Annotated in this window: 21 protein-coding genes; 3 read left to right on the top strand and 18 right to left on the bottom strand. The window is 75.3% G+C overall.

Annotation, left to right across the window (positions count from 1 at the left end):
* The first annotated feature begins 46 nt into the window (after window positions 1-46).
* Window positions 47-640: a DUF305 domain-containing protein gene (locus WJX68_RS04150; protein WP_340286241.1), complete on the top strand. Its 594-nt coding sequence runs from the start codon at window positions 47-49 to the stop codon at window positions 638-640.
* A gap of 46 nt (window positions 641-686) precedes the next feature.
* On the opposite strand, the gene WJX68_RS04145 is transcribed toward WJX68_RS04150, so the two are convergent.
* Together WJX68_RS04145 and WJX68_RS04140 are read right to left on the bottom strand one after the other, a co-directional pair.
* Window positions 687-1,556: a VldE C-terminal domain-containing protein gene (locus WJX68_RS04145; protein ID WP_340286240.1), complete on the bottom strand. Its 870-nt coding sequence runs from the start codon at window positions 1,554-1,556 to the stop codon at window positions 687-689.
* Window positions 1,557-1,838: 282 nt separating this feature from the next.
* Window positions 1,839-2,387, bottom strand: coding sequence for an NADPH-dependent FMN reductase (locus WJX68_RS04140; protein WP_340286239.1), 549 nt, complete (start codon window positions 2,385-2,387; stop codon window positions 1,839-1,841).
* 202 nt (window positions 2,388-2,589) lie between these two features.
* Between WJX68_RS04140 and WJX68_RS04135 the strand changes: the two genes are divergently transcribed.
* Together WJX68_RS04135 and WJX68_RS04130 are read left to right on the top strand one after the other, a co-directional pair.
* Window positions 2,590-3,594 carry an AraC family transcriptional regulator gene (locus tag WJX68_RS04135; RefSeq protein ID WP_340286238.1) on the top strand — a complete coding sequence of 335 codons (1,005 nt, stop codon included), beginning with the start codon at window positions 2,590-2,592 and terminating at the stop codon, window positions 3,592-3,594.
* A gap of 104 nt (window positions 3,595-3,698) precedes the next feature.
* Entirely contained in the window at window positions 3,699-4,841 is a 1,143-nt protein-coding gene (locus WJX68_RS04130; protein WP_340286237.1) for an LLM class flavin-dependent oxidoreductase, read from the top strand.
* Between the two features lie 13 nt (window positions 4,842-4,854).
* Here the strand turns inward: WJX68_RS04130 and WJX68_RS04125 are convergent, their stop codons facing one another.
* From WJX68_RS04125 to WJX68_RS04050, 16 genes are all read right to left on the bottom strand, one after another.
* Window positions 4,855-6,054, bottom strand: a complete 1,200-nt coding sequence (locus WJX68_RS04125; protein ID WP_340286236.1) for an alpha-amylase family glycosyl hydrolase — start codon at window positions 6,052-6,054, stop codon at window positions 4,855-4,857.
* Window positions 6,055-6,134: 80 nt separating this feature from the next.
* Window positions 6,135-6,803 (bottom strand): GntR family transcriptional regulator, encoded by a 669-nt coding sequence (locus tag WJX68_RS04120; protein WP_340286235.1) that lies wholly within the window; start codon window positions 6,801-6,803, stop codon window positions 6,135-6,137.
* 4 nt (window positions 6,804-6,807) lie between these two features.
* On the bottom strand, window positions 6,808-8,124 hold the full coding sequence (locus tag WJX68_RS04115; protein WP_340286234.1) for an MFS transporter: 1,317 nt from the start codon (window positions 8,122-8,124) through the stop codon (window positions 6,808-6,810).
* 32 nt (window positions 8,125-8,156) lie between these two features.
* Window positions 8,157-9,299: a CaiB/BaiF CoA transferase family protein gene (locus tag WJX68_RS04110; RefSeq protein WP_340286233.1), complete on the bottom strand. Its 1,143-nt coding sequence runs from the start codon at window positions 9,297-9,299 to the stop codon at window positions 8,157-8,159.
* Window positions 9,299-10,054 (bottom strand): SDR family oxidoreductase, encoded by a 756-nt coding sequence (locus WJX68_RS04105; RefSeq protein ID WP_340286232.1) that lies wholly within the window; start codon window positions 10,052-10,054, stop codon window positions 9,299-9,301. Before WJX68_RS04105 ends, WJX68_RS04110 begins: the two co-directional genes overlap by 1 nt.
* Before the next feature lie 185 nt (window positions 10,055-10,239).
* Window positions 10,240-10,836 carry a phosphoribosylanthranilate isomerase gene (locus WJX68_RS04100; protein WP_340286648.1) on the bottom strand — a complete coding sequence of 199 codons (597 nt, stop codon included), beginning with the start codon at window positions 10,834-10,836 and terminating at the stop codon, window positions 10,240-10,242.
* A gap of 28 nt (window positions 10,837-10,864) precedes the next feature.
* A complete protein-coding gene (locus tag WJX68_RS04095) occupies window positions 10,865-11,242 on the bottom strand; it encodes a PH domain-containing protein (protein ID WP_340286231.1) in 378 nt (125 codons plus the stop codon).
* A gap of 38 nt (window positions 11,243-11,280) precedes the next feature.
* Window positions 11,281-12,213, bottom strand: coding sequence for a PDR/VanB family oxidoreductase (locus WJX68_RS04090; RefSeq protein ID WP_340286230.1), 933 nt, complete (start codon window positions 12,211-12,213; stop codon window positions 11,281-11,283).
* On the bottom strand, window positions 12,210-12,437 hold the full coding sequence (locus tag WJX68_RS04085) for a hypothetical protein (RefSeq protein ID WP_340286229.1): 228 nt from the start codon (window positions 12,435-12,437) through the stop codon (window positions 12,210-12,212). The genes WJX68_RS04090 and WJX68_RS04085 overlap by 4 nt, the downstream gene beginning before the upstream one ends.
* On the bottom strand, window positions 12,434-13,483 hold the full coding sequence (locus WJX68_RS04080) for a Rieske 2Fe-2S domain-containing protein (protein WP_340286228.1): 1,050 nt from the start codon (window positions 13,481-13,483) through the stop codon (window positions 12,434-12,436). The genes WJX68_RS04085 and WJX68_RS04080 overlap by 4 nt, the downstream gene beginning before the upstream one ends.
* On the bottom strand, window positions 13,480-14,826 hold the full coding sequence (locus WJX68_RS04075) for an MFS transporter (RefSeq protein ID WP_340286227.1): 1,347 nt from the start codon (window positions 14,824-14,826) through the stop codon (window positions 13,480-13,482). The genes WJX68_RS04080 and WJX68_RS04075 overlap by 4 nt, the downstream gene beginning before the upstream one ends.
* Window positions 14,827-14,924: 98 nt before the next feature.
* A complete protein-coding gene (locus tag WJX68_RS04070) occupies window positions 14,925-15,650 on the bottom strand; it encodes an IclR family transcriptional regulator (protein ID WP_340286226.1) in 726 nt (241 codons plus the stop codon).
* A gap of 38 nt (window positions 15,651-15,688) precedes the next feature.
* Window positions 15,689-16,465, bottom strand: a complete 777-nt coding sequence (locus tag WJX68_RS04065) for an enoyl-CoA hydratase/isomerase family protein (RefSeq protein WP_340286225.1) — start codon at window positions 16,463-16,465, stop codon at window positions 15,689-15,691.
* 10 nt (window positions 16,466-16,475) lie between these two features.
* The gene (gene paaE / locus WJX68_RS04060) at window positions 16,476-17,657 is read right to left on the bottom strand and encodes a 1,2-phenylacetyl-CoA epoxidase subunit PaaE (protein ID WP_340286224.1); all 1,182 of its coding nucleotides are present in this window, start codon (window positions 17,655-17,657) and stop codon (window positions 16,476-16,478) included.
* A 2-nt stretch (window positions 17,658-17,659) separates the two neighbouring features.
* Entirely contained in the window at window positions 17,660-18,148 is a 489-nt protein-coding gene (gene paaD / locus WJX68_RS04055; RefSeq protein WP_340286223.1) for a 1,2-phenylacetyl-CoA epoxidase subunit PaaD, read from the bottom strand.
* On the bottom strand, window positions 18,145-18,404 hold a 260-nt coding region (locus WJX68_RS04050; protein WP_340286222.1), incomplete at its 5' end, for a Phenylacetic acid catabolic protein. The genes paaD and WJX68_RS04050, both read right to left, overlap by 4 nt.

Here is an 18,404-nt window from a genome sequence, read left to right as displayed (position 1 = left end):
AGCGCCGGAGTCCGCCGATCACCCACGTTCCGAACCGGGAGCACCGATGAACCGCACCACCGTGGCGGCCGCCGCCACCGCACTGACCGCCGCCCTCGTCCTGGCCGGCTGCGCCGGAACCACCGGCACGGCCACCGGCACGACCGCCGTACCGGCTGCGCCCACGGCGGGCGCCGCCGCGCACACGGAGGCCGACGTCGTCTTCGCCCAGGGCATGATCCCGCACCACCGCCAGGCCGTGTCCATGGCGCAGCTGGCCGACGGCCGCGCCGGCGACGAGGTCCGCGCGCTCGCCGGGCGCATCGAGTCCGCGCAGGGACCGGAGATCGCGCAGCTGCAGGGCATGCTCGCCGCCTGGGGCGCGCCGGAGACCGCGGCCGGTGACCACGCCGCGCACGGCCCGATGGCCGGGATGGCCGGGATGGCCGGCGACCGGGAGATGGCCGCACTCGGACGCGCGTCCGGCCCGGCGTTCGACCGGATGTTCCTGCAGCTGATGATCGCCCACCACGAGGGCGCGGTCGCGATGGCGGGCGACGAGCTCGGTGCGGGCGCCGACCCCGGCGCCCGCGCGCTGGCGCAGCGGATCGTCGACGCCCAGCGGGCGGAGATCGCCGAGATGCGCGCGCTGCTGGGCTGAGCACGCGGCCGGGCCGTCGCCACACGGCGAGGGCCCGGCCCCCGGCTCAGGAGAACGAGATGTGGACGTGGTCCATGTGGTTCGCCGTCGCGCCACCACGGTCCTCCTGGGTCTCCCAGCCGCTGCCGGTGTCGATGCGCTGGCGCCAGATGATGTAGGTGATACCGAGCTCGTCGCGGTTCGACCGGGCGTACTCGGCGAGCCGGTCACCGGTCGCCCGGTCGACCATGAAGTCCAGCGCCTTGCCGCTCGGGTGGTCCGAGGCGTTGCCGCGGCTGCCGATGCCGAGCACCGACTCGACGCCGAACAGGCAGCGCAGCTTCTCCCCGGCGACGGCGACGTCCGCGGCGACCCCGGCCATGCCGGCCCGGCCGAGCGCGCACGTCGCCGGGCCGGTCGGGCCGCCGCCGGACCCCGCCGACGCGACGGGTGCGGCGGACCGCGCCGCCCGGGCCGCCTGCTCGCGGGCCGCGGCGGCCGCCCGGGCGGCCTCCTCGCGCGCCCGCACCGCGGCCCCGACGGCGTCGTCGGCAGCACCGACGACCGCGTCGACGTCGCCCGGGGGTGGCGGCTCGCTCACCGCGCGGACCGCGCCGCCGGTGCCCTCCGCCGTCGTCGCACCGGCGAGGGCGGTGTCGAGGGAGGGCGCCCCGGACGGTGCGCTGAACGCCTGCAGGGCGAGCTCGTCGACCCGGGGGAGCCCGCCACCGGTGGCGGCGTGCGCGGCGACGAGACCGCCACCGGCGAGCGCCGAGGTCAGCGCCCGCAGCGTGCGGGCGCGCCGGCCGGCGCGGCGGTGCCGACCGGACGGGGTGGGGCCGGCGTCGCGGGTGACGACGGTCGGCAGCGTGCTGGCCCGCGTGGTCCGGCTCGGGGAGCGCCGGACCGCCGCGGAGCCGGGGGATGTCCTCGGCACGGGGCGTCCTTCCTCGGTTCGGGAACGGACGCGCCCGGGTGCCTGGGGAGCGGGGGCGCGCGGGTCCTGCTGGGGATCAGGGCCCGTGACCGTTCCGTGATCGACCGTACGGAACGGGTTGTTCGCGAGGAGTGCTCCCGCGACCACCGGAGGGCGCGGTGCTGCGAGCGGCGGGCCCGCTCCGGACGGTTCGGCCGGACGGACCAGCACCGTTCCCGCCGACGCGGTCGGCCGGGGTCGCGCCGCCGGTGGTGCCGGCTGCGGGACCGTCCGGCCCGGCGCTCAGAGCAGCGGGAGCAGCGCGACGACGGCGGGCGCGCCCCGCACGGCCGCGGTGAACTCGGCGAACGCCCGGCCGTGCGCGGCGGCGAGGTCGCGGGCGGCGCCGGTGAGGGCGCCGGTGTCGTCGAAGTGCGGGGCCTCCAGGTACAGGCCGGGGGAGAGCACCTGGGCGGCGAAGAAGCCGGCCAGCACCGCCCGCAGGTCGTCGACGGCCAGGAAGTGGTGGGCGCTCGCGCCGGTGTGCACGATCGCGGCGGCCGTGCCCAGCAGGGGTGCGCCCGTCTCGCCGGCGGCGCCGCGCGGGGTGTTCTCCAGGACGCCCTTGATCAGCCCGCTGGAACGGGCGCGGTAGGTGGGGGAGGCGAACAGGACGCCGTCGGCGGCGTCCATCGCGGCCTGCACCTGCTCGGGCGGCGGCCGCTCACCGAGCGCGATCGTGCGCACGCGGGCGCCCGCGGCCCGCGCTCCGGCGAGGACGGCGGCCGCGGCGGCGTCGGTGCGGCCGCCCGCGGTGGGCGAGCCGATCAGGGCGAGCAGGTCGACGGTCACGGGTACCTCCCGGGTCGGGGTCCGCGGCACGGTCGCCGCGGTTCGACGGCAGCGTCCGATCGTGACCCGGCGGCCGCGGGCGATCCATCCCCGATCGGCACCGGTCTGTCCGTGATGCGCACCGGCGCGGTCCTCGGACGTGCGCCGCCGACCCCGATGCCGATACTGGTCGCCGGGCACGTCGTCGCAAGGGAGCATCGTCGTGAGCGCAGCCGTCGCACCGCAGACCCCCGAGCCGCTGGCCGGGCACGCGGTGATGAACACCGAGGACGTCGACGAGGCGCGCCGCGTCGTGACCGACGTGTACGTGCCGCACGACCTCGACTCCTCCCGCGGGCGCCCCCTCGACGCCCGGCTGCACTGCGTCGCCTCCGAACGGCTCACCCTCGGCTACCTCGTCTACGGCGCCGACGCGACGCTGACGCTGCCGCCGCTGCGCCACTGCTACCACGTCAACCTGACGCTGAGCGGGCGCACGCGGGTCACCCGGCGCGGTGGCCGCGAGGAGACCGTCACCCGCGGCGGCGAGGGCGGCGCGGTGCTGCTGCCCACCGAGGACTCGTGCGTGACCTGGACGCCCGAGGCCACCCAGTACGCGATGAAGTTCCCGCGCGGCCCGCTGGAGGAGCACCTGTCCGGGCTGCTCGGCCGCCCGGTGACCGAGCCGCTGGACTTCGCCGTCGGCTTCGACCTCCGCCGCGGGGCCGGGGCCGGGCTGCTCGCCGCGGTCCGGTTCCTGCAGACCGAGATCGACCGGCCCGGTGGCATCGCGGAGGCCCCGCTGGCCCGCGCGCAGCTGGAGAGCTACGTGCTGACCGCGCTGCTGCACGGCGTCGACCACCGGTTCTCCGACGAGCTGCGCACCCCCGCCGAGCGCCGGCACCCGGCCGCGGTCCGCGCGGTGATCGACCACGTGCACGCCCACGCCGACCAGCCGCTCACCGTGCCGCAACTGGCCCGCCACGCCGGGGTGTCCGCCCGCGCCCTGCAGGCGGGCTTCGCCCGCCACCTCGGCACGACGCCGAGCGAGTACCTGCGCGACGTGCGCCTGTCGCGGGTGCACGCCGACCTGCTCGCCGCGTCGCCCGAGGACACCTCGGTCACCGAACGCGCCGTGGCCTGGGGTTTCGTGCACCTCTCCCGGTTCGCCGAGCACTACCGCCGCCGCTTCGGCGAGCTGCCGTCGCAGACGCTGCGCCGCGGCTGAGGTACGGGTTTCGGCCAGGCCGCTGCGCCTGCCGGATGGTCGTGCACGACCGGTCTCCCTAGCGTGGTGACGATCACTCCATCACCGACACCGGAGGGCCCCCCATGGTCGAGACCGTCACCTACGGGCGCGAGCAGACGCTCCCGCTGGAGCACCCGCGCACCGGTCCGTCGATCTTCAACGACCAGAAGATGAAGCTGGGGCTGTTCGGTTCGAACTGCTCCGGCGGCCTGTGCATGACCGAGGCCGAGACCTCCTACGAGATCACCTGGGAGCACACGCGGTCGATCGCGCAGAAGGCCGACCGCCTCGGCATGGAGGCGATGGTGCCGGTCGCGCGGTGGAAGGGCTTCGGCGGCAACGTCAACTTCAACGGCACGAACTTCGAGACGTTCACCTGGGCCGCCGGGCTGGCCGAGTGCACCGAGCAGATCACGATCTTCACGACCACCCACATCCCGACGATGCACCCGATCGTCGCGGCGAACATGGCGACGACGATCGACCACATCTCCGGCGGGCGGTTCGGGCTGAACCTGGTCATGGGCTGGTTCACGCCCGAGATGCAGATGTTCAACCCCAAGCAGCTCGAGCACGACGAGCGCTACGTCTACGGTGCGGAGTGGCTGGAGTTCGTCGAGCGCTGCTGGACCGCGGAGGGCGAGTTCGACTTCGCCGGGACCTACTTCACCTCGACCCACTGCGAGTCCGAGCCCAAGCCGCTGCAGAACCCGCGCCCGGTGCTGATCAACGCGGGGAACTCGCCGTCCGGGACGGATTTCTCGGCCCGCCACGTCGACATCAACTTCGCCTCGCTGGACATCGACAAGATGCCCGACTACACGAGGTCGATCAAGAAGAAGGCGCGCGAGGAGTACTCCCGCGACATCTCGACGATGACCTACGGGCTCGTCGTCGTCCGCGACACCGAGGCCGAGGCCAAGCGGGTGCACCAGGACATCATCGACAAGGGCGACTGGCCGGGCGCCCGCAACCTGATGTCGATCATCGGCGTGGAGAGCCAGTCGTTCGGCGAGCAGATCGAGAAGTTCCAGGAGCGCTTCATCGCGGGCTGGGCCGGGATGCCGCTGGTCGGGACCCCGGAGCAGGTCGTCGACGGCTTCCAGAAGCTGTCCGACGCCGGCATGGAGGGCATGATCATGGGCTTCCTCGACTACAACGAGGAGCTCGACCGCTTCGGCGAGACCGTCATGCCGCTGATGCGCGAGGCCGGGCTGCGGTACTGACGCCGCCGGAGCCTCAGGCGTCCGCGACGTCCCAGGTGGCGGCGGCGAGGTCCAGCGTGACGCGCAGGGCCCCGCCGTCGCCGCGGCTCACGTAGACGAGCCGGGAGTCGTCGACGTGCTCGACCTCGGTGCGGGCACCGTGCAGCCACGGGTGGCGGCGGCGCAGCCCGATCAGCTCCCGGTGCAGGTCGAGCAGCCCGGTGTCGGCGCCCCCGGGCAGCGAGCCGTCGGCCGGGAACTCGGGGCGGACGGCGTCGTCGCCGCCGGCGCGCTCCTCCTTGACCCCGGTGAGGCCGAGCTCGTCGCCGGCGTAGACCGACGGGATCCCGCCGACGGTGCACAGCACGGCGACGGCGAGCGCGACGTGGCGGCGGTCGTCCAGCCGCGACGCGATCCGGGTGACGTCGTGGTTGCCGACGAAGGTGTTCGGCACCGCGGCGGCGACGAACCGGTCGTGGCGGCCCAGCGCCCACGCCAGCTCGTGCGGGTTGTGGTCGTTCAGGCTCGACCACACCGCCTTCCACAGCTCGTACTGGGTGAGCGAGTCGATGGTCGTCGCCGCGGTGACGGCGTCGTGCTCGCCGTGGATGACCTCGCCGAGGAACCAGGCGCCGGGGTGCCGCGCGCGCACCCGGGGGAGCACGTCGGCCCAGAAGTCGTCCCCGACGGCGTAGGCGGCGTCGAGGCGCCACCCGTCGACGCCGCGGTCGAGCCAGTGGCACAGCACCTCGACGACGTGGTCGCGCACCGCCGGGTTGCCGTGGTCGAGCACGTGCAGGCCGGGGTGCCCCTCGAACACGGCGACGTCCCCGTCGCCGGTGCGGCGGAACCAGGCCGCGTCCGGGCCGTGCGGGTCGGCACGGGCGGCGAGCAGCCGCGGGTGCTCGGGGCCGACGTGGTTGAACACGCCGTCGAGCACGACCCGCAGCCCGCGTGCCCGCGCCTCGGCCACCAGGGCGTCGAGGTCGGCGCCGGTGCCCAGCCGGGGGTCGACGCGCAGGTGGTCGGTGGTGTCGTAGCCGTGCGTCGCCGAGGCGAACACCGGGCCGAGCAGCAGCCCGTTCGCCCCGAGGCCCACCGCGTGGTCCAGCCACGGCAGCAGCCGGCGCAGCGAGTGGTCGGCGCCGTCGGCGCGGTCGGGGTGGGCGCCGGTGAACCCGAGCGGGTACACGTGCCAGAAGATCGCGTGCTGGACCCAGTCCGGTGCGGACACGGGGTCTCCTTCCGACGGCGCGGGGCGGACGCCCGCGACCCTACGGCCGCCCGCGCCGCCGCCGCCCGCCCGGTGGGACGTCAGTCCAGGTCGTCGAACGGGTCGGTCACCGCGCCCGCGTCGGTGCCCAGGGCCCGGGCCAGGGAGGCGAACCCGCGGGCGACGTGGTGCTCGGTCGCCGCGGCGGCGCCGTCGGGGTCCCCGGCGGCGATGGCGTCGAGGATCGCCTCGTGCTCGGCGCGCGAGGCGGCGGCGCGGTCGTCGTCGTGCAGGGTCAGGTCCCAGGGGAAGGCCTGCCACATCGCCGCGATCCGCCCGGTGAGCGCGGGCAGCCCGCAACGGTCGTAGAGCAGGAAGTGGAACTCGCGGTTGCGCTCGCGCGCGGCGGCGGGGTCCGCGGCCGGCCGGTCCAGTACGGCCCGGGCGCGCGCGAGGTCGCGCGGCGAGATCCGCGGGGCGGCGCGGCGCACGGCGTAGGACTCGGTGAGGCGCCGCACCACGTAGGTCGCGGCGACCTCGGCCGGGTCGACGCCCGCGACGCGGACCCCGCGGTTGTGCTCGGCGACGACCAGCCCCTCCGCCGAGAGCACGCTGAGCGCCTCGCGGACCGGGGTGATCGACGTGCCGAAGCGGCGGGCCAGCTCGTCCTGGCGCAGGGGCACGCCGCGCGCCAGCTCCCCGGCGAGGATGTCGCGGCGCAGCGCGTCGACGATCTGGTCCCGTTTCGTCGTGCCCTGCGCCGCGCTCACGTCCTCATCCTGCGTCAGCGGCCCGCGCGGCCGGCCCGGGGGCCGGTGCGGCGATGCCGCCGCGGAAGGTCTCGCCCGCCAGCACCGCGCAGACCAGCGTGACCAGCCCGGCGACACCGATCATGGCCGCGACCGGCCACGGCGCCCCGCCGGACCAGGCCAGCAGCGCGGTGGCCAGCAGCGGCGTCGGCGCCCCGGACAGCAGCGACCCGAGCTGGAAGCCGACCGAGACCCCGCTGTAGCGCACCCCGGTGCCGAACATCTCCGCGAACCACGCGGCCAGCGGCGCGAAGGTGGCCGCGTGCGCCACCGAGATCGTCACGACCATCGCCAGCACGATCGCGGCCGGGCTGCCGGTGTCGAGCAGCCAGAAGAACGGCAGCGCCGCCAGCACCGTGAGCACGGCGCCACCGGCGACGACCGGGCGCCGCCCGATCCGGTCCGACAGTGCCCCGAACAGCGGCATCGTCACCAGCTCGACCGCCGACGCGATGAGCACGCCGGTCAGCGCGAGGCTGCGCGGCAGCCCCAGCTCGGTGGCGACGTAGGTGAGCGCGAAGGTGGCGCAGACGTAGTAGAGGACGTTGTCGGCGAACCGGATGCCGGCGCTGAGCAGCACCTGGCGCGGGAACTCGCGCAGCACGGTGAGCACCGGCAGCGTCACCGGGCCGGCCTCGCGGGCCTGCTCGAACACCGGCGGCTCGCTGATCCTCATCCGGATGAACAGCCCGACCGCGACGAGCGCGATGCTCGCCAGGAACGGCACCCGCCAGCCCCAGGACAGCAGCTGGTCCTCGGGCAGGGTGCTGACCAGCGCGAACGCCGCCGTCGCGAGCAGCAGCCCGGCGGGCACCCCGAGCTGGGGGAAGCTGCCGTAGAAGCCGCGCCGGTGCGCGGGGGAGTGCTCGACGGTGATCAGCGCCGCGCCGCCCCACTCGCCGCCGACACCGAGGCCCTGGGCCAGGCGGAGCACGACGAGCAGGACCGGCGCCCACACCCCGATGCTCTCCGCGGTGGGCAGCAGGCCGATCAGCGCGGTCGCCCCGCCCATCAGCAGCAGGGTCGCGACGAGCGTCTTCTTCCGCCCGATCCGGTCGCCCAGGTGCCCGGCGACGATGCCGCCGAGCGGGCGGGCGAGGAAGCCGACGCCGAACGTCGCGAACGCCAGCAGGGTGCCCGACAGCGGGTCGCTGCCGGGGAAGAACAGGGTGTTGAACACCAGCGCGGCGGCGGTGCCGAACAGGAAGAAGTCGTACCACTCGATGGCGCTGCCCAGGAAGCTGGCGGTCGCCACCCGTCGCATGTTCTCGGTTCCGGTCACGGTGCGGTCCTCACGTCGTCGGGAGGGGGTGCTCAGGTCTCGTCGAGCCAGGCCAGGACGGCCTCGGTGTGCTCCCCGACGTCGGGGACCGGGCCCATCCGCGGGGTGCGCCCGGCGACGGTGATCGGCGGCAGCAGCGCGCGCAGCGGACCGACCGGGCTCCCGACCTCGGTCCAGCGGTCCCGCGCGGACAGCTGCGGGTGCTCCAGCACCTCGCCCACCTCCCGCTGCCGGGCGTGCGCGATCCGGGCGGTCACCAGCCGCTCGACGAGCTCGTCGCCGGTCAGCGCCGAGAACGCGGCGTCGATCTCGGCGTGCAGCGCGGGCCGGTTCTCCACGCGCGCCCGGCCGCTGTCGAACCGCGGGTCGGTCGCGACCTCGGGGCGGCCCAGCACGACCTCGCAGAACGTGGCCCACTCGCGCTCGTTCTGGATCGACAGGACGACGTCGGTGCCGTCCCCGGCGGAGAACGTGCCGTAGGGGGCGATGGCCGCGTGGCTGGTGCCGGTGCGCCGCGGGGCGCTGCCGCCGTAGCCGGCGTAGTAGAGCGGGTAGCCCATCCACTCCACGAGCGAGTCGAAGAGGCTGACCTCGAGGTCGGTGCCCGTGCCGGTGCGCTCGCGCTCGTAGAGCGCCGAGAGGATCCCGGAGAACGCGTACATGCCGGCGCCGATGTCGGCCGCCGGGATGCCGCTCTTGGCGGGCGCGTCCTCGGTGCCGGTGATCGAGACGAGCCCGGCCTCGGACTGGATGAGCAGGTCGTAGGCCTTGGCGTCGCGGTAGGGGCCGGAGCTGCCGTAGCCGGAGATCGAGCAGGTCACCAGCCGGGGGAACCGCTCGCGCAGCGCGGCGGCGCCCAGCCCGAGGCGTTCCGCGGCGCCGGGGGCGAAGTTCTGCACGAAGACGTCGGCGCGCTCCAGCAGGCGCATCATCGTCGCCGACCCGTCGGGGGACTTGAGGTCGAGCGCGACCGACTCCTTGGACCGGTTGAGCCACACGAAGTGGCTGGACAGGCCGTTGACGGTCTCGTCGTAGCCGCGGGCGAAGTCGCCGGAGCCCGCGCGTTCGATCTTGATGACGCGGGCGCCGAGGTCGGCGAGGTGGCGGGTCGCCATCGGGGCGGCGACGGCCTGCTCGCAGGAGACGACGAGCAGGCCGTCGAGGGGCAGGCCCATCAGATGCTCCGCCCGCCGTCGACGGGCAGGACGACGCCGGTGAGGAACGACGCGGCGTCGGAGGCGAGGAAGACCGCGGCGTCCGCGACGTCGCCGGCCTCGGCGAGCCGTGCCAGCGGGATGGAACCGATGAAGCGCTCGCGGGCGGCCTCGGGGTCGTCGGTGCCGAGGAACCTGGGCAGCATCGGGGTGTCGGTCGCGACCGGGGCCAGGCAGTTGACCCGGATGTCGGGGGCCAGCTCCAGGGCCAGCGTGCGGGCCAGGTGGTTGGCGGCGGCCTTGGAGCTCGCGTAGGCGCCGAACCCGGGACGGGTGCGCTCGCCCATCACCGAGCCGGTGACGGTGATCGCGCCGCCGCCGGTGCGGCGCATCGCGGGGACCGCGGCCCGCACGCCCAGCCAGACGCCCTTGACGTTGACGTCGAAGATCGTGGAGAACTCGTCGGGGTCGGCGTCGAGCGCGGGGACCGGGTAGCCGGTGATCCCGGCGTTGCACGACAGCACGTCGAGCCGGCCGAAGGCGCTCTCGGCCCGCTCGACGGCGGCGGCGTTGGCGGCGGCGTCGGTGACGTCGACCCGCAGGGCGACGGCCTGCTCACCCAGCTCGGCGGCGGCGGCCTCGGCGGCCTCGCCGTCCAGGTCGGCGATCACGACCGACGCGCCCGCGTCGACGAAGCGCCCCGCCGTCGCCCGGCCGATGCCGGACGCGCCCCCGGTGACGATCGCGACCTTGCCCTGCAGTGAACCCGCGGCCATGACGGCTCCTCGACGACGAGATGATGCCTGATCGGGAGAATCATGCATGATCTGCGCGCAGAATGCATCCGCTGTCGTCGCACCGCGCCCCGGCGCTGCTCCCAGGGGCACCCTCGTAGCGCTCTAAGCCCCGAGAGTGCCCCTCGGAGCAACCGCGGGGCGGAGCGGCAGCGGGCGGGGCGGGGTCAGGCTGCGGAGCGGGCGGCGGCGACGAAGTCGCGGATGCGGGCGTGGTCCTTCACCCCGCGGGCCGACTCGACGCCGCTGGAGACGTCGACGCCCCAGGGGCGCACCCGTCGCACGGCGGTCGCGACGGTGTCCGGGGTCAGCCCGCCCGCGAGCAGCCAGTGCCCGTCGGGGCGCGGGTCGAGCGCCTCGGCGTCCCAGCGCTCGCCGGACCCGGCGACGGGCGAGTCCAGCAGCAGCATCTCCTCGCCGTACAGCCCGACGGTGAGGTCCGGGTCGTGGGCCAGCGACGTCGCCCGCCACAGGACGACCGGCTCCCGGGCGGCGGCGGCGAAGTCGTCGCGGGTGTAGCGCCCGTGCAGCTGCAGCACGCCGGCCCCGGCCGCCGCGGCGACCGCGGCGGCCTCGGCGGCGGGCAGGTCGGCGACCACGACCACCGAGGCCACCCCCTCGGGCACCCGCGCGACGAGCGCGCCGAGCCCGGCCGGGTCGACGTGGCGGGGGCTCGGCGGGTACACGACGAACCCGACCGCGTCGGCTCCGGCGGCCACGGCCGCGTCGACGTCGGTCGGGGTGGACAACCCGCACACCTTCACGAACACGGGGCCGACCCTACGGCGCGTCTCAGCGCGCGACGAAGGAGGCGAGCAGGGCCTGCACCTCGTACACGTCGACGCCCTTGCCGAAGGTCTTTTGCAGCGGCGCCGGGGTGCCCGACACCCAGATCTTCAGCTCGGCGTCGAGGTCGAACGTGCCTGCGGTCTCGACCGAGAAGTGGGTGATCGCGCGGTAGGGGACCGAGTGGTACTCGACCTTGCGCCCGGTCATGCCCTGCTTGTCGACCAGCACCAGGCGCCGGTCGGTGAACAGGAACGAGTCGCGCAGCAGCTGGTAGGCCGCCTGGACCTGCTCACCGGGGGCGAGCAGGCGGGCGAACTCCTGCGCCGCGGCCCGCGGGTCGACCCGGGAGGCGTTGCCCATGACACCGTCGAGGAATCCCATGGGCCCAGTGTTCCGGAAAGTCCGGGTCGGCCGGTCGGTCAGAGGTCCAGCACGAGCCGCGGGGACCGCGAGCGGGACACGCACACCATCATCACGTCGCCGGCGGCGCGCTCGTCGTCGGAGAGCAGGGAGTCGCGGTGGTCGGGCTCGCCGCCGAGCACCCCGGTCTCGCAGGTGCCGCAGGTGCCCTCCCGGCAGGAGGACAGCATCGTGAGCCCGGCGCCCTCCAGCGCCTCGAGGACCGAGCAGCCGGCCGGGACCTCGAGCACCCGGCCGGACCCGGCGAGCTCGACCTCGAACGCGTCCTGCGGACCGTCGAGCGCGCCGTCGGCGGGGGTGAACCGCTCCAGGTGCACGTCCAGTCCCAGCTCCGCGCCCATCCCGGCGACGGCGTCGAGCAGCCCGCCGGGGCCGCAGCAGTACACCGGGCGGTCGCCGGCGGCGCCGAGCACCGCCGCGAGGTCGGGCAGCCCGGCCTCGTCCTGCGGGACCAGCTCGACCCGGCCGGGGTGGCGCTCGGCGAGCTCGGTGAAGGCCATCGAGGAGCGGCTGCGGCCGCCGTAGACCAGCCGCCAGTCCGCGCCCGCGGCCTGCGCCGCCGCGACCATCGGCACGATCGGGGTGATCCCGATGCCGCCCGCGACGAACAGGTAGCCCGGCGCGTCGACGAGCGCGAAGTGGTTGCGCGGTCCGCCGACGCCCACCGTGTCGCCCTCGGCCAGGACGTCGTGGACGTGCGCGGAGCCGCCGCGCCCGCCGGGCTCGCGCAGCACCGCGACCCGGTACACCGACCGCTCGTGCGGGTCCCCGCACAGCGAGTACTGCCGGACGAGGCCCGCGGCCGGCTCCAGGTCCAGGTGCGCCCCCGGCGTCCACTCCGGCAGGTCCGCGCCGGACGGGTCGCGCAGGGTCAGGACCACGACGCCGTCGGCGGCGGTCTCCTTCTTCTCCACCACGAGCCGGGCGGTCATCGGGTCGCTCCTTCCAGGACGCGGTCGCGGGGGTCCGGGACCGCGACGGGGTCGTGCCCGTCGGGGTGGGCGAGCAGCCACTCCCAGAGCGGGACGGGGTCGTCGAAGACGCGCTCGGCGCCGCAGTGGCACACCGCGCGCTGCCGGTCGGTGCCCAGCACCCAGTGGATGCGCTGCACCCGGCGCCCGTGCAGCACCGGGGGCGCCTCGGGGATGTCGCTCACCGGAGGACCGCCTCCTCGCCCGCGGCCATCCGGGCCAGCATCCGGCGCGCGGCCAGCCCGCCGGTGTCGATGTTGACCGACAGCTCCTGGTAGCCATCGGGCTCGGCGGCGATCACGCGCTCCAGCACGTCGAGGGCCTCGACGTCCTGCAGCACGACGGTGCGGTTCTGCTCGGCGAGGAAGGCCGAGACCGACTCGTCGTCGCGGGCGAAGTCGCGGGCGACCATCCAGAAGTCGTGCGTGGAGGTCTCGGTCTCCGGGGTGATCGCGTAGACGACCTCGACGTGGAAGGCGTCGGGGTCGGAGCCGTCGGCGTGCGGGACGGAGCCGACCGGCGCGATGCGCGAGTGCAGCTTGTACAGGCACGGCGGGGTGTACTCGATGTCCTGCCAGCGCGCGATCCGCCCGGACAGGCCGGTGGAGCGCTCGTAGAACGGCGGGCACTCGGCGTCGTCCATGTGCCGGGAGACGTGGACGATGCCGGCGTCCTCGTCGACCTCGGTGGAGATCGGGGTGGCCGCCACCTCGGGGGTGCCGATGTAGCCGCCGTGCAGGTAGGTCTCGTGCGAGAGGTCGAGCAGGTTGTCCACCAGCAGCGAGAACCGCGCGGCCAGCGGCTCCATCCCCCGCACGGTCGTCCAGCCCGGGTCGTCGAGGTAGGTCGCACGCGGGATGCGCGTCGTGTCGGCGCGGTCAGGGTCGCCGATCCAGATCCAGACCAGCGAGTCCTGCTCGACGACGGGGTAGGGCGCGAGCCGCGCGGTGCGCGGCACCCGGTTCTGCCCCGGCACGGCGACGCACTTCCCGTCCGCGCCGTAGGTGAAGCCGTGGTAGCCGCACACGACGGTGTCGCCGACGAGCCGGCTGGGGGCCTGGGAGAGCGGGAAGCGGCGGTGCACGCAGCGGTCGGCGTGCGCGGTGAGGGCACCGGCCTCGGTGCGCCAGAACAGGACGGGCTCGCCGCAGATCGTCCGGCCGAACAGCTCCCGGCCGATCTCGCCGGAGTAGGCGGCGACGTACCACTGGTCGCGGGGGATCGTGCTCATGCGGGGACTCCCTGGGTGGTGGTGGCCGCACCGATGCGGCGCAGCAGCAGGACGAGGACGGCCGCGCCGACGAACACCGCGGCGAAGAGCAGGTAGAGCGACTGCGGGGTGGCGCCGCCGTCGAGCAGGGCCCCGGCCAGGGTCGGCGCGAGGATCGCGCCGGAACGGCCGACGGCGAGCGCGGTGCCGACGCCGGTGGTGCGCACGTCGGCGCCGTAGGAGGTGGGGGCCAGCGCGTACAGCCCGGCGACGCAGCCGTTGACGAACAGCCCGACCAGCACCGCGACGACGAAGGCCAGCGCGAGCGAGGACGTCGTGGTGATGAACACCCCCAGCAGCACCGCGGTGGTGACCAGGTACCCGGCGAGGACGTGGTGCAGCGCGAACCGGGCGGCGAGCAGGCCGAGCGCGGCGGCCCCGAACATGCCGCCGACGTTGAGCAGGGTGCCCCCGGCGATACCCGACTCCGGGGAGAGCCCGGCCTCGACGAGCAGCGTCGGCGTCCAGCTGGTGACGAAGTAGAACCCGGCCATCACGCAGAAGAACCCGACCCAGATCAGCAGCGTGGTGCGGCGCAGCGCGGGGCGCAGCAGGGCGCCGTAGCCCGCGGCGACGCCCGTGCGCACCGGGGTTCCCCCGGGCAGCGCGTCCAGCGGGGCGTGCCCCGTCCGGGCGAGCAGGGCGTTGACCCTCTCCAGGGCGCCGCGCGGGCGGCGGACCAGCAGGAAGTCGATCGACTCCGGGAGCCGCCACCACACCAGCGGGATCACCGCGAGCGTGGCCAGGCCGCCGGCCAGGAACACCGAGCGCCAGCCGAACTGCCCGATCAGCGCGACGGCGAGCAGCCCGCCGAGCACGGCGCCCAGCGCGTAGCCGGTCGAGTTCAGGCTGACCGCGAGCCCGCGCCAGCGCGCCGAGGCGTACTCGGCGGCGATGACGTTGCTGGTGGCGAGGATGCCGCCGACGCCGAGCCCGGTGACCAGGCGCAGCGCGCCGAGCTGGCCGGGGGACTGCGCGGCGGCCGAGGCCAGCATCGCGACCCCGGCCAGTGCGAGACAGCCGAGCACGACCGGGCGGCGGCCGACCCGGTCCGCCCACGGTCCGATCAGGACGGATCCGGCGGCCATGCCGACCAGGCCCGCGGACAGCAGCAGGCCGAGCCCGGCGCCGGACAGGCCCCACTCCGCGGACACCGAGCGGCCGGTGAAGGCCATGACCAGCACGTCGAAGCCGTCGAGGACGTTGAGCAGGACGCACGCCGCGACCGCGCCCCACTGGTAGCGGGACATGGGGGCGTCGTCGAGCAGGCGGCGGACCGCGTCCGCCGGTGGCGTGGGGCGCATGTGGGACTCCGTCGTCTCCGTGCGTCGGTGGTGGTACCGGCGAGGATGCGGGGCCCGGGGCCCGGAGCCGTACGGCGCTTCCGGGAAATGGAAGACAATCAGCGGGCGGACAGGGCGCGGCTGATCCCCGCCGCCGTGGTGCGCACCAGCGGGGCGAGCGCGCGGGCGTCGACGCTGCCGTGCCGCACGACCAGCGACAGCGCGGCGACGACGTGGCCGCGGGCGTCGTGCAGCGGGGCGCCGACCGACAGCGAGTCGTCGGTGACCTGGCGGTCGCTGACCGAGTGCCCGTCGCGGCGGATGTCGGCGAGCATCCTGCGCAGCCGCCCGGGGTCGGTCACGGTGAACGGGGTGAAGCGCTCGATCCGCCCGGCCAGGACCTCGTCCTGCAGCTCCGGCGGCGAGTGCGCGAGCAGCACCAGCCCGACGCCGGTCGCGGTGAGCGCGAAGCGGCCGCCGACGCGGGTGTGCACCGGCACCGCGGCCGACCCGGCCAGCCGCTCGACGAACACCACCTCCGCGCCCTCGCGCACGGCGAGCTGCACGTTCTCCCGGGTGATGCGCGACAGGTCCTCCAGGAACGGCAGCGCGGTCTCGCGCAGCGCCTGCCCGCGCGGGGCCAGCGCCCCCAGCTCCCACAGGCGCAGGCCGATCCGGTAGCGGCCGGCGTCGTCGCGTTCCAGGGCGCCGCACCGGGCGAGGTCGGCGACCAGGCGGTGCGCCGTCGACAGCGGGACGCCGGCGTGGCGGGCCAGCTCGCTCAGCGTCAGCGCGGGCCGGTCGGGCCCGAACGCGTCGAGCAGCCCCAGCGCGCGGACGATCACGGAGCCGGTCGGCCCCACCGGATGCCCGCGGCGCACGCTCACCGTCCGCGGTAGCGGGGCTCGCGCCTCTCGGCGAACGCGGTGGCGCCCTCGACGGCGTCGTCGGTGCGCATCACCTCGACGAAGCGCGCGAACTCCCCGGCCAGCGCGGTCGCCTCGTCGACGCCGAGCCCGGCCAGCACCGACGCCCGTGCGGCGCGCACCGCCAGCGGCCCGCGCCCGGCGATCCGGTGCGCCAGCGCGACGGCGGCCGGCAGCAGCTCCGGCAGGGGCACGACCCGGTTGACCAGCCCGGTCCGGTGGGCCTCGGCGGCGTCGACCGGGTCGCCGGTCAGGATCATCTCCATCGCGATCCCGGGCGGGACCGCGCGCGGCAGCCGCACCGTGCCCCCGGCCCCGGGGATGATCGCCCAACGCGTCTCGGCCAGCCCGATCGTCGCGTTCGGCGAGGCGAGCCGGATGTCGCACGCCAGTGCCATCTCGCAGCCGCCGGCCAGCGCGTGGCCGTTGATCGCGGCGATCATCGGCTTCGTGCGCGGGGTGGTGGTGAACCCGCCGAAGTTCCACGGCGGGGACTCCCCGGCGCGGACCCGGTCCCGGTAGGCCGGGATCAGCGTCTTCAGGTCCGCGCCGGCGGAGAACACGGTGTCCCCGGCGCCGGTGAGCACGGCGACGCGCAGGTCGTCGTCGGCCTCGAACGCCGCGACCGCCGCGCCCAGGGCCTCCTGGTGCCCGGGGTCGAGCGCGTTGCGTGCCTCGGGCCGGTTGATGGTGAGCACGGCGACGTGCCCGTCCCGCTCGACGTCGATCGGCATGGGCCGATTATCAGGCGTCGTAATCGATCGTCGCAGTCCCGGAGACCGGGCGGGTCTGGCAGGTGAGGACGAAGCCGGCGGCGACCTCGTCGTCCTCCAGGGCGTAGTTGCGGCGCATCTCGGTCTCGCCGCCGGTGACCTTCGCCCGGCACGTCCCGCAGACCCCGCCCTTGCAGGCGAACGGCAGGTCGCCGCGGACCTTCTGGGCGGCGTCGAGCACGAACTCGCCGGGGGCCACGGTCAGGGTGGTCGACCGTCCGTTGAGGACGACCGTGACCTCGGCGCCCACGCCGGTGACGGCGTCGTCCTCGGCGCGGTGCACCTCGGGCGGGGGCTCGTCGACGTAGAACAGCTCCCGGTGCACCCGGGAGCGGTCGACACCCAGCTCGCCGAGCACCGACACCGCGGCCTCGGTCATCCCGAGCGGGCCGCAGAGCCACCAGTCGTCGACGCCGTCGACGTCGACGAGCGCGGTGAACAGCAGCCGCAGCCGCTCGGCGTCGAGGCGGCCGTTGACGATGTCGGCCTCGGTGGGCTCGCGCGAGAGCACGTGCAGCAGGTGCAGCCGCGGGCCGTAGCGGTTCTTGAGGTCGGCGATCTCCTCGGTGAACATCACCGTGTCGGTGCGCCGGTTGCCGTACACGAGGGTCACCCTCGTGTCGTCGTGCGCGGCCAGCAGCGACGCGGCGATCGACAGCACCGGGGTGATCCCGGAGCCGGCGGCGACCAGGCCGTGGTGGGTGCCCGCGGTCAGCTCCGGGGTGAACGAGCCGCTCGGCGGGCCGACCTCGACGACGTCGCCGGGGCTCAGCCCGTCGACCAGCCACGCGGAGAACAGGCCGCCGTCGACCCGGCGCACCCCCACCCGCGGGGCGGTCCCGGCCGCGGAGCAGACCGAGTAGGAACGGCGCTGCTCGCCGTCCGCGGTCTCCGTGCGCAGCGTCAGGTACTGGCCGGGGCGGAACGCGTAGTGCTCGCGCAGGTCCTCGGGGACGTCGAAGGTGACGGCGACGGCGTCGTCGCACAGCCGGTCGACCCCGGTCACGACGAGCCGGTGGAACCCCGTGGGCAGGGCCGCCGGGGCGTCCTCGGCCAGCAGCGCCTCGATCTCGTCGTCGAGGGCCAGCATCGTGCGCCCGGACGCCTGGTTGGCGCGGGCCCGCCAGGCGGCCGCGCGGCGCCGCTCGCTCATCCTCACAGCTCCTTCATGTGCTCGAACGGCTCCCGGCAGGCGGTGCAGCGACGCAGCGCGGTGCACGCGGTCGGCCCGAACCGGGACAGCTCCTCGGTGGCGGGCGAGCCGCACTGCGGGCAGCGCACCACCGACGACGGCGTGTCCAGCGTCAGCGGCACCGGCCCGGACGTGCGCGGCGCCGACCCGGGCGGGGCGATGCCGGCCTCGGCGAGCTTGCGCCGCCCGGCGTCGCTGATCCAGTCGGTGCTCCAGGCCGGGGCGAACACGGTGCGCACCTCCGACGCCGGGTAGCCGGCGCCGGCGAGGGCGCTGCGGATGTCGGCGCGCATCTCCTCGACGGCCGGGCAGCCGGAGTAGGTCGGCGTGATCGTGACGACCACGCGGTCCCCGTCCCGGGTCACCGACCGGATCACGCCGAGGTCGTCGAGGGTCAGCATCGGCATCTCGGGGTCGACGACCTGCGCGACGACGCCGCCCGGCCCGGTCACCACGACGCACCGGGGTGGCGGCGGGCGAGGCTCTGCATCACGACGAGGGCGTGCTCGAGCTTCTCGGAGTGCACGCCCTGGCGGCCGCCGCGCCCGCCGACGGTGCCGGTCGGCGGCACGTCCGGTCGGGTCAGGGTGGCCCGCTCCAGCACCCGGGCGAGCACGTCCTCGACCTCCCCGCGGGTGTCGGCGGGGTCGACGGCGACCCCGGCGGCGGCCAGACGGCGCTCCTGCTCGGTGGTCCGGAACAGCTCGC

It is taken from the genome of Pseudonocardia spirodelae, from assembly GCF_037727765.1.
GTDB lineage: Bacteria > Actinomycetota > Actinomycetes > Mycobacteriales > Pseudonocardiaceae > Pseudonocardia > Pseudonocardia spirodelae.
The sequence above is the reverse complement of the archived record's forward strand: the minus strand, read 5'-3'. Positions and strand labels throughout refer to the sequence as shown.

What these genes read in the sequence shown, in the direction of transcription:
- WJX68_RS04095 (WP_340286231.1), bottom strand. Translation starts at nt 11,242, where the DNA reads ATGGGATTCCTCGACGGTGTCATGGGCAACGCCTCCCGGGTCGACCCG.
- WJX68_RS04075 (WP_340286227.1), bottom strand. Translation starts at nt 14,826, where the DNA reads ATGCGCCCCACGCCACCGGCGGACGCGGTCCGCCGCCTGCTCGACGAC.
- paaE (WP_340286224.1), bottom strand. Translation starts at nt 17,657, where the DNA reads ATGAGCGAGCGGCGCCGCGCGGCCGCCTGGCGGGCCCGCGCCAACCAG.
- WJX68_RS04105 (WP_340286232.1), bottom strand. Translation starts at nt 10,054, where the DNA reads ATGGCCGCGGGTTCACTGCAGGGCAAGGTCGCGATCGTCACCGGGGGC.
- WJX68_RS04150 (WP_340286241.1), top strand. Translation starts at nt 47, where the DNA reads ATGAACCGCACCACCGTGGCGGCCGCCGCCACCGCACTGACCGCCGCC.
- WJX68_RS04080 (WP_340286228.1), bottom strand. Translation starts at nt 13,483, where the DNA reads ATGAGCACGATCCCCCGCGACCAGTGGTACGTCGCCGCCTACTCCGGC.
- WJX68_RS04090 (WP_340286230.1), bottom strand. Translation starts at nt 12,213, where the DNA reads ATGACCGCCCGGCTCGTGGTGGAGAAGAAGGAGACCGCCGCCGACGGC.
- WJX68_RS04065 (WP_340286225.1), bottom strand. Translation starts at nt 16,465, where the DNA reads ATGCCGATCGACGTCGAGCGGGACGGGCACGTCGCCGTGCTCACCATC.
- WJX68_RS04110 (WP_340286233.1), bottom strand. Translation starts at nt 9,299, where the DNA reads ATGGGCCTGCCCCTCGACGGCCTGCTCGTCGTCTCCTGCGAGCAGGCC.
- WJX68_RS04130 (WP_340286237.1), top strand. Translation starts at nt 3,699, where the DNA reads ATGGTCGAGACCGTCACCTACGGGCGCGAGCAGACGCTCCCGCTGGAG.